This is a genomic window from Arthrobacter sp. CAN_A214 (assembly GCF_015751955.1).
Classification (GTDB): Bacteria; Actinomycetota; Actinomycetes; order Actinomycetales; family Micrococcaceae; genus Arthrobacter_D.
The window spans coordinates 101,614-115,791 of record NZ_JADOUU010000001.1 but is presented as its reverse complement, the minus strand read 5'-3'; the positions used below and the strand labels follow the sequence as shown (position 1 = coordinate 115,791).

Below are 14,178 nucleotides of genomic sequence, written 5' to 3'. Positions count from 1 at the left end.
TGGCACGATTACCCCGTGACCACCTTCCTCGTCTTCCTGTCCGTGGCACTGCTGGGATTGACCGCCGTGCTGGCCTCCGGTTACCGGCCGTTCTCCCGGTGGACGGGCAGGGATGACGTCGATGAAGCGGGCAGTGGCGTGCGACTCGCGGAGATGGGGCTGGTGGAACCGGTGGCGTCCCTGCCTCCTGTCCTCCTGCCCGACCAGCCGACGTCCGCCGACGTCGACCGCGTGGTGTTCAGCCTCGGTCTGCGCGGCTACCGGATGGACCAGGTGGACCAGGTCCTTGACCGGCTGGCGGCCGCCCTCGCGGAGCGTGATGCCGTCATCGAGCAGCTGAAGTCGGGCATCAGCGAAACGGAGGATTCCCGTCCATGAGCGGAGCCGTGCGTGGATCGGACGGACGGTTGAGGTGCGCGTGGGCCGTAGCGAGTAGTGACTACGAGCTTTACCATGACCTCGAGTGGGGCCGGCCGGTGGTGGGGGAGGCCGCGCTGTTCGAACGGCTCAGCCTTGAGGCCTTCCAGTCCGGATTGAGCTGGATCACCATCCTGCGTAAGCGGGAATCCTTCCGCACGGCGTTCGCCGGGTTCGATCCGGCGGCAGTGGCGCAGTTCGGTGACGACGACGTCGCGAGGCTCATGGCCGACGCAGGGATCGTCCGGAACCGCGCCAAAATAGTCGCCACGGTCGCGAATGCGCGGGCATTGCTGGCGCTGCCCGACGGCGTCACCTTGGCAGGCATCCTCGCTGCTCACCGGAAAGTCGATGGTCTCGCGCCGGCCACCATGGACGCGGTGCCGGCAATCACGCCCGAGAGCACCGCGTTGGCGAGGGAGCTCCGTGCGCGCGGCTTCCGATTCGTGGGGCCCACCACGGCCTACGCCATGATGCAGGCCACCGGATTCGTGAATGACCATGTAGCGGATTGCTGGGTGCGGACTGACGGACTGCAGGATCCGGGCCAGTGCCGGCCCTGAGCGGCAGCCGGTCGGTCAGCCGGGCCGGACCCGCCCGCTGGCACTGGGCGGTCCAGGTGCTGACCATCTTCGCACTGGGCCGCGCGATCTCCCTGGGAATCCTCGTCTGGGCGGCGGGAGCGCAAGGCCCGAGTCCGTGGGGAGGAGCCGCCCCCGGCTATGGCGCCTTCATCAATTACTGGGACAGCGGGTGGTACCAGCAGGTCTTCGACGACGGCTACCCGGAAGTGCTTCCCCGGAACGCGGATGGGGTGGTGGTGCCGAACCAGTGGGCCTTCTATCCGCTCTTCCCCGGGCTGGTGCGGCTGATCGACCAGATTCCGGGGATCGGCTGGGGAGCGGCGGCCCCCTTTGTCGCCGTCGTCTCGGGGTTCGCAGCCTCGCTTGTGGTCTATCGGCTCTTTCGGCTTCGGGCGGATCACCAGGACGCGCTCTGGGGCGTGGGGCTGGTCGCGGTCTCCCCGGTCTCCCCGATCCTCCAGATCCCCTACGCCGAGTCCCTTCACCTTCTCCTGCTCGCGTCGTCGCTCTACCTTGTAGCGGGACGGCGCTACCTCACCGCAATACCAGTGGTGCTGGCCATGTGCTTCTCACGTCCGGCAGGAGTTCCCTTTGCCGTCCTTCTCACAGGTTTGCTCGTTTCCGAGTTCCTGCGAGGACGAGGGGAAGGGACGGGGGGGTTCTGGGGTGTCGCGACGATGCCGGGCACCATCCGGTTGGCGGTACTCACGGCGAGTACCGGAATCGGTGCGCTCGCCTGGCCCATTGCCGCATGGGTGTCCACCGGCCAATTCTCGGCGTACGTCGACACCGAGACGGCGTGGCGTGAAGAGGAGCTGTCACCCTTCACGCCCTGGCTGGCCGTCGCGTCGTCGTATTTCGGGTCAGTGCTGGGAACCGTCGCGGTGGCCGTTCTGGCCGTTGGATGCATACTCCTGCTGCGGGCCCCTGCCGTCCGGCAACTAGGCGCGGCGATGCAGTTCTGGTGTGCGGCCTACCTGCTGTACCTTGCCGCCTTCTGGAATCCGCAGACCAGCACCTTTCGCATTCTGCTTCCGTTGTTTCCCCTGGCGCTTTCCGCAATTCTCATCTCCCGGAACCGGCGGTATCGATGGGCCCTGGCCGTCGTCTCGGTGCTCCTGCAGGTGGTGTGGGTCGCCTGGCTGTGGACCTGGTCACCGATCACGCCAGAGGGGGACTACCCGCCCTAGCCAGCGCCCACGCCACAAGGCGGCCTGGTGACCGATCCGTCGGCGCATGCCAGCGCCCACGCCACAAGGCGGCCTGGTGACCGACCCGTCGGCGCATGCCAGCGCCCACGCCACAAGGCGGCCTGGTGACCGACCCGTCGGCACGCATCTGGTGTGACCCACGCCCCAGGGAATTAGTCCGGCGGCAGATTGTGCTGAATAATGTTTTGAATGACGCGCACCGCGGAGATGAATTGTTTTTCTCCGTATCAGGTGCACCGCTTACCGTCGCGTTGCCGGATACCCGACACGCATTGTTGAAAGGGACACTCCTTATGGCTGCCATGAAACCGCGAACCGGCGATGGGCCGATGGAAGTCACCAAAGAGGGCCGCAGCCTGATCATGCGGGTTCCGATCGACGGCGGAGGCCGACTCGTCGTGGAACTGAACGCCGAAGAGGCAGGAAAACTGAAGGACTGCCTCCTGACGGTGACCGGCTGACCGGACGGATTACCCGGCTGGTCGCGCCACGGGCCGCTGGCCCGACAACTGGCTAGGATCGCCGCTTCACTGCAAGGAGTAGACCCGTTCCGGTCGGCAGCACCGTGGACAGCAGTTGATCGTTGTCCCGTACCACCCGTCCTACCTGACGAAGCACGTTCGTTGAGGACTCGCGGACTGCGGGGTCGGAAACGCGGTCCTCGTCGAGTGCGTCGTTGACAATCAGCATCCCGCCCGGCTTGAGCAGGCGGACGGCCTGGTCGACGTACAGGGGCAGCCCGGATTTGTCCGCGTCAAGAAAGACGAGGTCATATGCGGCGTCGGTCAACCTGGGGAGAACGTCCGCGGCGCGGCCGGAGATCGTGCGCGTGCGGTTGCTCGGCACACCCGCTTCTGCATAGGCTTCGCGGGCCGTGCGGAGGTGGTCGACGTCGGAATCGATCGTGGTCAGCACCGACTGCGGCCCGAGTCCTCGGAGAAGGCATACGCCGGAAACTCCTGCTCCTGCACCGACCTCAACGGCCGTCTGTGCCTTCGAGCCCGCTGCGAGGACGGTCAGGGCAGCCCCGACTCCCTGCGAAACAGGGGTGACTCCCAGTTCGTGGGACCTGTCCCTGGCCCGGAGGAGCACCTCATCCTCAGCCGGCAGGCCTTCGGTATAGGACCAGCTGCTTAGTTTGTCGGCGGCCATGGCGTCCATTCTGTCGATGTCCTGGAGGAAATACCGGCGGAATCTGGTATCCCGGGCGCAAGCCCGCTGATAAGACTACTGGGTGGGCGGGTCCCCCGGATCTTTCCAGCTACTTCACAGCTTCCTGCGAAAGAATTTTTCATTGGGACATCCGTGTCGAAGGCGGCCACGAATCCTTGGTAACCACATAAGTTGTTGGTCGCGGGCCGTTCGACCGCCGCGGCAGCCCAGGATTCCTGGCGAGAAGGGGAAGATGATGTCTACCGTGAACACGGCAGCAGCAACGACGGTCCCAGCACCCGATTCGGCATTGCCCGTCAGCGGCGAGGAGACCCCTTGGGTGGCGCCATCGTGGGAAGAAGTGGTGGTCGACTATTCACCGAAGGTGTACCGGCTTGCCTATCGGCTCACCGGCAACAAGTACGATGCCGAGGACCTCACCCAGGAAGTCTTCGTCCGTGTCTTCCGGTCACTGGCGAACTTCAAGCCCGGCACGCTCGACGGCTGGCTGCACCGCATCACCACCAACCTTTTCCTGGACCAGGCACGCAGGAAGACACGCATCCGCTTCGACGGCCTTACTGATGAAGCCGAAAGCCGTCTCCCGAGCAAACATCCCGGCCCCGAGCGGAGCTTCGAGTTCAACAACCTGGACATCGACGTGCAATCAGCGTTGGAAGAGCTCCCCCCGGATTTCCGGGCCGCTGTTGTCCTGTGCGATCTCGAGGGTCTCGCCTATGACGAGGTGGCCCGGGTCCTGGACGTCAAACTCGGAACCGTAAGGTCGCGGATCCACCGCGGCAGGACCATGTTGCGGGAAAAGCTGGCCCATCGGGATCCACGTAAGCCCAGTAGCAATGGACCGGCCCTTTCGATGCCGCGAGTGGCAGGTGTGGGCTAGGCCGCGATGCGTCACCCCAAGCGATTCCTGCAGGACTTTGCTGATGAGGAGCTCGAGCCGCGGAAGCGGGCCGCCGTTGCTGAACACCTTCTACGCTGCTCCCATTGCGCCAAGTTGATCGACGAGCACCGACGTCTCCGTTCGCTTCTTGCCCGCACCGATGCCCCGGAGCTTCCCGGGGATCTCTCCGGCCGCATATTCGACAGGACAAGCAGTCACTCCAGCGGGTCATCAGCCGTGGGCGCGTCGGCCACGGAACTGCACCGTGGGGCGCGGAGGACAGTGCCTTCGGCCCGCCGGACCCCACTGGTGGCTGTCGGTGGAGTCGCGGCTGCTAGCGCAGCAATACTCACGGGTGCCTACGTGGTGGGGGTGGAGGGCGGCGCGGCGCCCGTGGCGGGAACCGATGCGGCGAGTGCCCTCCGAACCGGTTGGGAATCCGTCGCTCCGGAAACACCCGCCGTCCTGAACGCCGTGCAGCTGAATCGACTGAGGGAGAACGGCTGGTACTGCCCCGAACTTGAAGCGATGGGATTCGCGCTCACGAGTGCTGAGGGAAGAACCGTGGGTGGGCGCCCCACGCTGGAGCTGGTGTTGAGCAAGGGTACGGACATGGTCACCGTCTATGAACAACGCCGCATGGATTCTGCAGGGGATAGGGACACGCCGCCGGTCAACGCGGTGACCGGCAATCCGGTGACGGTGGACGGGTTCGAGCACATCGGTGGAACCGAGCGGGATATGTGGGTCCATCCGGGGGAGCCATGGCAGGTGGTGCTCGATTCACCGTCAGTGACCTACACGGTCGTCTCGACCATGGCGGCAGCGGCGATGCCGCAGACTCTGAATCAGCTGGTTGCAACGGAGCATGCACAATTGGCGCCCCCGCCCCACGGCCCTGACAACTCGACAATGACTCGAATCCTCCGCGGATTGAGCGTTCTGGCCGACCCTGGTCAAGCGCAGTAGGGAACCGCGGAGGCGGTCCCGGCTTTCGCAGGAAATAGCCGGGTGCTCGGGTGAAAGGTAGGCTGTCCCCGTGGTGGGAATCAACGGTATCGAGTTTGTTGTCCTGGCGATCCTCGCGGTTTTCATTCTTGGACCCGAGCGCCTTCCGGAGTATGCCTCCCAGCTTGCCCGGCTCGTCAAGGGGCTCCGCCGCATGGCCTCCGGCGCACGGGAGCAGCTCCGCGAGGAGGTAGGCCCGGAACTCGATGAAGTGGATTGGCGAAAGCTGGATCCGCGCCAGTACGATCCGCGGCGCATCATCAAGGAAGCCCTTCTTGACGACATCGAAGATGTTTTCAAGCCGGTGAGCAGTGGAGCTCCCGTTGCCGGAGCTCCTTCACCCCGGACCGGCCCTGCCGCCCTCTCGCTGTCCCCTGCAGGCGCGGTCTCCGCGCGGCTCGCCGTGGGGCAGCCGGCGCCCTACGACGTCGAAGCGACCTAGCGGCTCAATCTCTCCGGGGCACGGTCTCACGCGGCGAACTGCAATCGGGTCATCGATCCTTTCAGTGCCGGCCCCGCCGAGCTCTCCGGGTCAAAAAACTTCCTGCTACTCAGGCCATGTTGTTCGCGCCAGGAGCCGGAACCGTGCACAGTCTCGGGCATACGCCGGATGCACTCGTACCTGCCCGGCTGCAAGATCCCCGTACCGGCCCGCACGCCCGTGGGACGACTGGTTCCAGTTCGGGGTGGGGCTCGCGGCCGCTCTCCTCATCGCTGCCAGAAGAAAGGCGGATTCCGAACAGGGTTTCCAGGGCTGCGGTGTATTCGTCCTGGCGCCCCGCCGTCGCCAGTTGCCGGGCGCGGACGGTCGGCACATGAAGCAGTTGCCGGATCATCCTTCGCAGTGCGGCATTCACTTCCTCGGTCGAGGCCGTACAGCCGTGCTGTTGGGTGGCCCGCTCCATCTCGGTGTCGAGAATCTGGTGGACGTGCCGGCGCAGCGCGACGATGGCGGCGTCGACAACGCGGATTCTTTCCTGCTCGGCGAAACGGTGCGCTGCCCGCCGGACAAGGGTCTGGGCGTGGCACAGGGTCTCTGCGTCCGCTTCCGGAGCAGCGCGACGGACCGACTCCAGGGTGATGAGTTCGATGCCGGGTAGTTCCGCGACGGAGGAGTCGAAATCACGGCTGGGCACGAGATCAATGACGGTGAGGGGATGGTGCTCCTCCCGTTCGGCCGGAATGATCTCCGATGCACTGACGCGGGCTCCCGTGCCGCTGCAACCGATCAGGAGGTCCGCCCCGGCGGCAGCTGCCGGCAGGTCTTCCAGGGCCACCACGTTTCCTTGCCTGGCGGTGACGAACGCCTGTGCCCGGCCCGACCGGGAGAAAATCAGGACGTTCGAACATCCCCTGCTCTTGAGGATGTCCAGGACGCAACCGGCATAGGCCCCCGTGCCGAAGATAATGACTGATGTGCCCGATAGGGACGGTGAATCGTATCCAGCGGTGGCGAGATCGAGGGCTACAGCGGCAATCGACCTGCCGGCAGTGCTGAGCGTCGTGCGCACTCCCACCTCCTTCGCAGTGCGGGAGGCGCCCTCGAAGAGGCGGATCAGGCGTCCGCTGGCAGTGCCCGCACGCTGCGCTTCGGAAAGAGCGCGGCGAACCTGACCCGCAATCTCCCGCTCACCAGTGACGATCGATTCGAGGCCGGTCCCGACGGAGAAGAGATGCTCCGCGACCGACGGTCCATCGATGTGCTCGAAGAGTGTGGTCAGTTGGAGCAGGGGCACACCGGAACAGTGACTGACAGCCTCGAGTGCGGCGGCGCGGACAGCGTCAACATCCCAGGTGGGTCCGATCTCACAATAGATCTCAAAGCGGTTGCACGTGGACAGGACCACCGATCCTGCAACAGCAGAACTGTTCGCGGAGAGATGCGGAGCTATCCGGGACGCAACAGCGGAGAGACGGGCTGCGGATTCGAGGTCCAGCTCCCGGTATCTCGCGACGAGCACCAGCAATACCGGGTCCTCCGCCTGCTGGATATCGGGTTCCGCCACACGCAGCATGTGAGCCATTTCGATTCCCCCAGTGGGCGTATCGTCGAGTTCGAGCCGCAGCCTTTGCGTCTACGGCTAAGAGTTCTACAGACACCTTTGGGAATCCTTGGGCCGGACCGTGCTCCTGGTGATGGTGTGCAACGCCCGCCCGGAGGTTTTCCTGAAGTCCCGGTGCTACCGCACCGAAACGGGAAGTTTTCTCCCATCAAGGCCGCGTGGTCGCCGGGCGAGTCCGCGCGCGATCGAACGAAGTTCCTCAGCAGCCGGGGACGTGGAATTGCTGAGGACCAGGGGAGTTCCCGCGTCGCCGCCCTGCCGCAACGCGACGTCCACCGGGACGCTTCCCAGGAGAGGGACGGAGGTGCCGAGGGTGTGCGTCAGGCGCTCGGCCAGTATCTGACCACCGCCCGCGCCGAACAGCTCGAGCCGTTCCCCGTCAGGGAGCTCCAGCCAGGACATGTTTTCGACAACGCCTACCACCCGTTGGCCCGTCTGCACGGCCATGGCGCCCGCCCGCTCGGCGACGTCGGCGGCTGCGCTCTGCGGAGTGGTGACCACCAGAAGTTCGGAATGAGGAAGGAGTTGGGCCACGGAGATCGCGATATCCCCGGTGCCGGGCGGAAGGTCGAGGAACAGTGCGTCAAGATCGCCGAAATACACGTCCGTCAGGAACTGCTCGAGGGCACGGTGCAGCATCGGGCCCCGCCACGCGACGGGTTGATTCGTCTTGACGAACATCCCGATCGAGATGACCTTCACGCCGAAGGCGACGGGAGGAAGGATCATCTCGTCAACGCGCGTGGGAGCCTGGGTGATGCCCATCAGGGCGGGCACCGAGAAGCCGTACACATCGGCGTCCACTATGCCCACCCGCAGCCCCTCGGCTGCCATCGCAGTTGCCAGATTCACTGTGACACTCGATTTACCGACGCCACCCTTGCCACTGGCGACCGCGTAGACCCGGGTGAGGGAATCTTCCGTGGTGAAGGGGTTGCCGCGCTGCCCTGCACCACCGCGCAGCAGATTCTTCAGCGCGTTCCGCTGCTGCTCGTTCATGACGCCAAGCTGCACCTCCACCGCGCCTACGCCGTCGAGCGCTCCCACCGAATGCTCGACGTCGGCGGTGATGGTCTCGCGCAGGGGGCAACCCTGGATAGTAAGGAGGACGCCAACCTCAACCACACCGTTCGCCCCGACGACGATGGATTCCACCATGCCCAGCTCGGTGATCGGCCGCCGAAGCTCGGGATCGATGACGGCGGCCAATGCGGCGCGGACCCTCTCCTCGAGGATCACGGACCGGTGTTCCTTCCGCCCTGTTGGGCCCGGGGCAGGGAAGCCGTATTTTCAGGTGCCTTCTTGCGGGTCTTCTTCTGCTGAGCCGGGTCCTGTCCGTCCGAGGCTTCGAGGAGCTCCTCGAGGACCGAGCGTAGCTCGGAGCGCACGTAGTCGCGGGTGGCCACCTCACGAATGGCGATGCGCAGCTCGGCGATCTCGCGTGTCAGGTATTCGGTGTCGGAAAGGTTCCGCTCGGCGCGATGGCGATCCTCCCGCATGGAGACGCGGTCGCGGTCGTCCTGCCGGTTCTGCGCGAGCAGCAGCAGGGGAGCCGCATAGGAGGCCTGCAGGGACAGCATGAGAGTCAGCGCGGTGAATCCCAGCGCCGCGCTATCGAACCGCAGGTTGTCCGGAGCGATGGTGTTCCACGTCAGCCAGACCACGACGAAGACCGTCATGTAGAAGAGGAACTGCGGGGTACCCATGAAACGGGCGATATTCTCCGTGCCGCTGCCGAAGCGGTCCGGGTTCGGTCGCAGGCGCGGGAGGATGCGGTTGCGCGCCTCGCGCGGCGTATCGAGTCCACTTGAACTCGACCTGATCTTTTCAACCACGGCGCTCACCTCGCTTCGGTCCCCGTGTGTCGTCCTGTGCCCGCCAATCGTCCGGGAGCAGGTGGTCGAGGACGTCGTCGACAGTGACCGCCCCCACCAGGCGGCCCTCGGTATTCACGACCGGCAGCGAGTTCAGGTTGTAGGTGGCGAGGATCCGGGATACCTCGCTCACGTTCGCCTGGTCACCCACTGCCTCGAGATCCGTATCAATGATATTTCCCAGCGGCTCCGGAGGAGGATACCTGAGCAGCTGCTGGATGTGGACGACGCCCAGGTACTTCCCCGTGGGGGTCTCAAGCGGTGGGCGGCAGACGAAGATCGACGATGCAAGGGCCGGCGTCAGCTCCTCGCGCCGGACATGCGCCAACGCTTCGGCAACGGTCGCCTCGGGGGGAAGGATGACGGGAACCGTCGTCATCAGTGAACCGGCTGTATCCTCCTCATACTCGAGCAGGCGGCGGACGTCCTCGGCGTCGTCGGGCTCCATCAGCTGCAGGAGCTCCTCCTTCTGATCCTCGGGCAGTTCATTGAGGAGGTCCGCGGCGTCATCCGGGTCCATTTCTTCAAGGACATCGGCAGCACGCTCCCGTGAGAGGGAGGAGAGGATCTGGACCTGGTCGTCGTCGGGCAGTTCCTGCAGCACGTCCGCCAGGCGGTCATCCTGCAGTTCGAGGGCCACCTCGATGCGGCGTTTGTCGTTCATCTCGTGGAGGGCTTCGGCGAAGTCGGCTGCCTTGAGGTCCTCATGCTGAGCCACGAACTGGGTGGCGCCCTGCGGCCCGTCCATCTCGCCGTGAAAGGCGTCCAGCCAGTCGATGATGAGGCGCTCGCCCCCGCGCCGCAGTCCGCGCAGCGGAGAGCTTTGTCCTCCGCGACGGATGAACAGCTGCGAGACGTGCCAGTCGCCCGCCCGGTTCTTCTCCATGGCGATATCCTCGATGGTCGCGCTGCCGCTGCCGTCGCGGAGGGTCACGCGCCGGTCGAACAGTTCCGCGACGACGAGCGTCTCCGCACCGCGCTGGTCGAACCGGCGGAGATTCACGAGGCCGGTGCAGATGATCTGCGATGGGTCCATGGAGGTGACGCGCGTCATGGGGACGAAGATCCGTTTCTTGCCTGGCACCTCCACTACGAGGCCCACTACCTGGGGGACGCGGGCGGGCCCGCGGTCAAGCACGACGACGTCGCGCAGCCGCCCCAGGCGGTCGCCCAAAGGGTCGAACACGTCAAGGCCCAGAAGGCGCGCGACGAAGACGCGTGTTGGATTGGTACTCACCTGCCTAGGCTACTTCGGCAGCTCGGCTATCGACGCATCCGCGGCCCTCCCTGTAGCCGAACCCGAGGGGGATTACGTTTCACTGCCAGCGATACACCGCGCCACCATCGCTGATCTGGGGAACAATGGGCACTATGCCGACACAACTGGGCCGCACAGCCTCCCGCGATGAAAGCCGTACCCTCCCCAAAGGCGAGGCGGTGGGGCGGTACACCGCCTATCTCGAGGCACAGAAGGCGGTCGACTACCTGGCCGACAACAAGTTCCCCGTCGAGAAGGTTTCGATCATCGGGAACGACCTGAAGACGGTGGAGCGGGTGACAGGTCGGCTCAGTTATCCGAGGGTTGCCCTGGCCAGCGCAGCCACCGGTGCCTGGTTCGGTTTCTTCGTCGGCCTCATCCTCACCCTTTTCGGCGGGAGTGAGGCGGTCAGCACCGTCGTTTCGTCGATGGCACTCGGTGCGGTCTTCTGGCTGCTCTTCGGTGTCATCACCTACGCATTCCAGCGGGGGAAGAGGGACTTCACCTCGACCAGCCAGGTGATCGCCACCAGCTACGACGTCATCGTCGACTCGGAGGTTTCCTCCGATGCCCGACGTCAGCTCCAGCAGCTGCCCATGAACGGGCAGAGTCAGCACCCGGGTTCCCCTTCAGCAGGGTGGGGCCAGCCGGGTGGTGGATCGAACGGCGGGCCACAGGGACCGCCAGCGCGACCGCAGGCCTGGAACGATCCCTACGTCGGTCAGGGAGGCCAGGGCGTCCCGACGGGCGTTCAGGACGCTCCGGCGGGTGAAGCCCCGCAAACGGCGCCCGGAAACGACGGAGCCGCCGTTCCCGGCTACGAGGGGCCACGGCGGGGCCAGTTCCCCGACCTCCCGGACGGACGCCCGCAGTACGGCGAACGGCTCGACACCCCTGCGGACGCTGTTCCTGACCAGAGCGAGAGCCCCGCGCACGGCAACGGCTCGACGCAGGTTCCGGACTCCGGAACGCCACCGCATCCGCGGTAGGAGACCACTTTCCTCCCGGGCGGGGTATACCCGTGACAGCGGAAGACCCGGGCACCTTTCAAGGGGCCCGGGTCTTTTGCTGTCACGGGCGATGTGTACCTATTGGCCGGTGGTGCTGTAGATCCCGGCCATCCAGGTTTCGACGTCGTCCGCCGCGCGGGGCAGTGCAGCGCTCAGGTTCACCGGGCCGTCCGCGGTCATCAGGATGTCATCCTCGATCCGCACCCCGATGCCCCGGTACTCTTCGGGAACGGCGAGGTCCTCTTTCTTGAAGTAGAGGCCCGGTTCGATGGTGAAGACCATGCCCTCGGTCAGAATGCCGTCGAGGTAGAGATCACGGCGGGCCTGCGCGCAGTCGTGGACGTCCATGCCGAGATGATGACTCGTGCCGTGCGGCATCCAGCGGCGGTGGTGCTGGCCCTCGGGCGAGAGTACGTCGTCGAGCGGAGCGGGAAGAAGTCCCCATTCCCCCAGGCGTTCGGCGAGCACGGTGACGGCAGCAAGATGGACGTCCCGGAACTTCCGGCCCGGCTGGGCTGCGGCGAAGCCGGCGTCGGCGGCGTCAAGGACGGCTTCATAGATACGCCGCTGGATCGGGGTGAAGGCCCCGTTCACCGGAAGGGTCCGTGTGATGTCGGCGGTGTAGAGGCTGTCGGCTTCGACGCCGGCGTCGAGGAGCAGGAGGTCACCGGCTGAAACCGTGCCGTTGTTGCGGATCCAGTGGAGCACCGTCGCATTGCTGCCGGAAGCCGCAATGGTGTCGTAGCCGAGGTCGTTTCCCTCCTCACGCGCACGTGTGAAGAACGCACCCTCGACGACGCGCTCGCCGCGGGGGTGGGAAATTGCCCGGGGAAGCTGGCGTACCACCTCATGAAAGCCGTTGACCGTGGCCGCTACAGCTGCCTCGAGCTGTTTGACTTCCCATGGATCTTTCAGGAGGCGCAGTTCGGAGAGGATTTCCGCAAGGACGGCGTCGAGGGCATCGGCCTTCTCGAGGTCGACTCCGGTGTTCATTCGGGATGTATCGACGAGTGCATCGGCGTTCAGGTCGACTTCCCGCAGCAGCCGGATGCCCATGCCGCCGATCTCGCGTACGCCGGCATCCTTGGTGATCGCTACTTCCAGTTCACCGAGGTCCGCCGTCTCGAGGTCCAGCAGGGCTTTCAGTTGCGCCCTGGAAAGGCGGGACCCGATCCAGAACTCGCCATAGCGTGCGTTCGCGTAGAACTCGGCGCTGTCCCTGCCGGCGAGTTCACGGAAGTAGAGCGTGGCGGTGTGGTTCCCGCCGTCGTCGCCGGTTCCCTTTTCCACGGGCTCCAGGACCAGGACGGCGTCGGGCTCGTGGTCGAGCCCGAGACCCGTGAGGTGCGCGAAGCCGGAGTGGGGCCGGAAGCGGTAGTCGGTGTCGTTCGAGCGGACCTTGAACGGACCGGCCGGGATTACCAGGCGCTCGCCGGGGAACCGTTCGGACACAACCCTGCGCCGTTGCGCGGCGAAGGAAGCAACTTCAGCCTTCTCCGGCAACTCGGCATCCTCGGGGGCCCAGCTGCTGGCCATGAATGCCTTGAATGCGTCGGAATCCGGACGCTGGGACCGGTTCTCGTTGCGGTCGGACAGGGGCTGGCCGTCGTTGGTGGCCGGAGAAATCCCGGATTCGGGAAGGGACGCGGAGATCAGATCATCAGTACTCACGTGTTTATCGTCTCACCGGCATTCCGGACAGCCAAACATCAGCTCGAGGTGGGAATCCGTGTGGACGGCGCGGGGCGTAGATTTGGTGGAGTGAGAATCGACCTGCACGCGCACTCGAACGTATCGGACGGCACAGAGACCCCGGAGGTGCTCGTAGAGTCCGCTGCGGTAGCGGGACTCGACGCCGTTGCGCTCACGGACCACGATTCGACGGCGGGCTGGAAGAGGGCGGAACACGCCGCGACCCGGCTCGGAGTGGTATTCATCCCCGGCATGGAGGTTTCGTGCCGAACCGATGCCGGCATCAGCGTGCATGTCCTGTCCTATCTCCATGATCCGACCCACCCGGGGCTGCTTGAGGAGATCGAGAAGTCGCGGAGCGCGAGGTTGTCGCGCGCGCAGCGCATGGTGGAGTTGATGTCGGACGATTTCCCCATTTCCTGGCCACTGGTTCAGCAGTTCGTCACCGAGGGTGCAACTGTCGGTCGGCCGCACATCGCCGATGCGCTGGTAGCTCTGGGAATCGTCGGAACGCGCAGCGAGGCTTTCGAACGGATCCTCACGGCCCGTTCTCCCTACTGGGTGAGCCATTATGCGCCGCATCCGGCAGCCGCCGTCGGGCTGATCCGCGAGGCCGGTGGGGTGCCCGTGTTCGCGCACCCTTCGGCATTCAACCGTGGACGCGTGGTCGGGGGCGCTGTCATCAACGAGATGATCGACGCCGGTCTCCTGGGGCTGGAGGTCGACCACCGCGACAATCCCGAGGAGGCGCGGGAGGACCTCCGCCGGCTGGCACGCGAGCACGACCTCCTCGTCACGGGATCCAGCGATTATCACGGAAGCGGTAAACCGAACCTCCTGGGGGAGAACGTGACGTCGCAGGAGACTCTGGAGCGCATCATGCAGTCGGCGACAGGAACCCGGGTCCGAGGCGCCCTGTCCTGATCTGGAGGTGGTCGCCGCGCGCTGAGTGACGGCGAACGCCGAGGCAATCGCGTTCGACGGCGGTCCAGGGATAGCCAAGAACCG

Annotated in this window: 15 protein-coding genes; 9 read left to right on the top strand and 6 right to left on the bottom strand. The window is 65.5% G+C overall.

Annotation, left to right across the window (positions count from 1 at the left end; all coding sequences use genetic code 11):
• Positions 1-15: 15 nt before the first annotated feature.
• The 4 genes from IWX65_RS00485 to IWX65_RS00470 all read left to right on the top strand — a co-directional run bounded on the left by IWX65_RS00485 (position 16) and on the right by IWX65_RS00470 (position 2,673).
• Positions 16-378: a DivIVA domain-containing protein gene (locus IWX65_RS00485; protein WP_196880526.1), complete on the top strand. Its 363-nt coding sequence runs from the start codon at positions 16-18 to the stop codon at positions 376-378.
• Positions 375-980: a DNA-3-methyladenine glycosylase I gene (locus tag IWX65_RS00480; protein WP_196880525.1), complete on the top strand. Its 606-nt coding sequence runs from the start codon at positions 375-377 to the stop codon at positions 978-980. Before IWX65_RS00485 ends, IWX65_RS00480 begins: the two co-directional genes overlap by 4 nt.
• Complete coding sequence (locus tag IWX65_RS00475) at positions 968-2,191, top strand: hypothetical protein (RefSeq protein WP_334683562.1); 1,224 nt, start codon at positions 968-970, stop codon at positions 2,189-2,191. The genes IWX65_RS00480 and IWX65_RS00475 overlap by 13 nt, the downstream gene beginning before the upstream one ends.
• 314 nt (positions 2,192-2,505) lie before the next feature.
• Positions 2,506-2,673 (top strand): DUF3117 domain-containing protein, encoded by a 168-nt coding sequence (locus tag IWX65_RS00470; protein ID WP_081737717.1) that lies wholly within the window; start codon positions 2,506-2,508, stop codon positions 2,671-2,673.
• 52 nt (positions 2,674-2,725) lie between these two features.
• Here the strand turns inward: IWX65_RS00470 and IWX65_RS00465 are convergent, their stop codons facing one another.
• Positions 2,726-3,364, bottom strand: a complete 639-nt coding sequence (locus tag IWX65_RS00465) for an O-methyltransferase (protein WP_196880524.1) — start codon at positions 3,362-3,364, stop codon at positions 2,726-2,728.
• 256 nt (positions 3,365-3,620) lie between these two features.
• Between IWX65_RS00465 and sigE the strand changes: the two genes are divergently transcribed.
• The 3 genes from sigE (at position 3,621) to IWX65_RS00450 (ending at position 5,715) form a co-directional block, all read left to right on the top strand.
• Positions 3,621-4,265, top strand: coding sequence for an RNA polymerase sigma factor SigE (gene sigE / locus IWX65_RS00460; protein WP_442859147.1), 645 nt, complete (start codon positions 3,621-3,623; stop codon positions 4,263-4,265).
• Between the two features lie 6 nt (positions 4,266-4,271).
• Complete coding sequence (locus IWX65_RS00455; protein ID WP_196880522.1) at positions 4,272-5,234, top strand: anti-sigma factor family protein; 963 nt, start codon at positions 4,272-4,274, stop codon at positions 5,232-5,234.
• Positions 5,235-5,304: 70 nt separating this feature from the next.
• On the top strand, positions 5,305-5,715 hold the full coding sequence (locus IWX65_RS00450; protein WP_196880521.1) for a Sec-independent protein translocase subunit TatB: 411 nt from the start codon (positions 5,305-5,307) through the stop codon (positions 5,713-5,715).
• 109 nt (positions 5,716-5,824) lie between these two features.
• Here IWX65_RS00450 and IWX65_RS00445 read toward each other — a convergent pair whose 3' ends face one another.
• The 4 genes from IWX65_RS00445 to IWX65_RS00430 form a co-directional block, all read right to left on the bottom strand.
• Positions 5,825-7,297, bottom strand: a complete 1,473-nt coding sequence (locus IWX65_RS00445; protein WP_334683561.1) for a glutamyl-tRNA reductase — start codon at positions 7,295-7,297, stop codon at positions 5,825-5,827.
• Between the two features lie 156 nt (positions 7,298-7,453).
• The gene (locus IWX65_RS00440) at positions 7,454-8,575 is read right to left on the bottom strand and encodes an Mrp/NBP35 family ATP-binding protein (protein ID WP_334683560.1); all 1,122 of its coding nucleotides are present in this window, start codon (positions 8,573-8,575) and stop codon (positions 7,454-7,456) included.
• A complete protein-coding gene (locus tag IWX65_RS00435; RefSeq protein ID WP_196880520.1) occupies positions 8,572-9,171 on the bottom strand; it encodes a DUF1003 domain-containing protein in 600 nt (199 codons plus the stop codon). The genes IWX65_RS00440 and IWX65_RS00435 overlap by 4 nt, the downstream gene beginning before the upstream one ends.
• Positions 9,164-10,447, bottom strand: a complete 1,284-nt coding sequence (locus tag IWX65_RS00430) for a magnesium transporter (protein WP_196880519.1) — start codon at positions 10,445-10,447, stop codon at positions 9,164-9,166. Before IWX65_RS00430 ends, IWX65_RS00435 begins: the two co-directional genes overlap by 8 nt.
• A gap of 134 nt (positions 10,448-10,581) precedes the next feature.
• Here IWX65_RS00430 and IWX65_RS00425 point away from each other — a divergent pair, with 134 nt between their 5' ends.
• Entirely contained in the window at positions 10,582-11,457 is an 876-nt protein-coding gene (locus tag IWX65_RS00425; protein WP_196880518.1) for a general stress protein, read from the top strand.
• 99 nt (positions 11,458-11,556) lie between these two features.
• Here the strand turns inward: IWX65_RS00425 and IWX65_RS00420 are convergent, their stop codons facing one another.
• Positions 11,557-13,104, bottom strand: a complete 1,548-nt coding sequence (locus IWX65_RS00420; protein ID WP_334683585.1) for an aminopeptidase P family protein — start codon at positions 13,102-13,104, stop codon at positions 11,557-11,559.
• 135 nt (positions 13,105-13,239) lie between these two features.
• Between IWX65_RS00420 and IWX65_RS00415 the strand changes: the two genes are divergently transcribed.
• The gene (locus tag IWX65_RS00415; RefSeq protein ID WP_196880516.1) at positions 13,240-14,094 is read left to right on the top strand and encodes a PHP domain-containing protein; all 855 of its coding nucleotides are present in this window, start codon (positions 13,240-13,242) and stop codon (positions 14,092-14,094) included.
• The last annotated feature ends 84 nt before the right edge of the window (positions 14,095-14,178 follow it).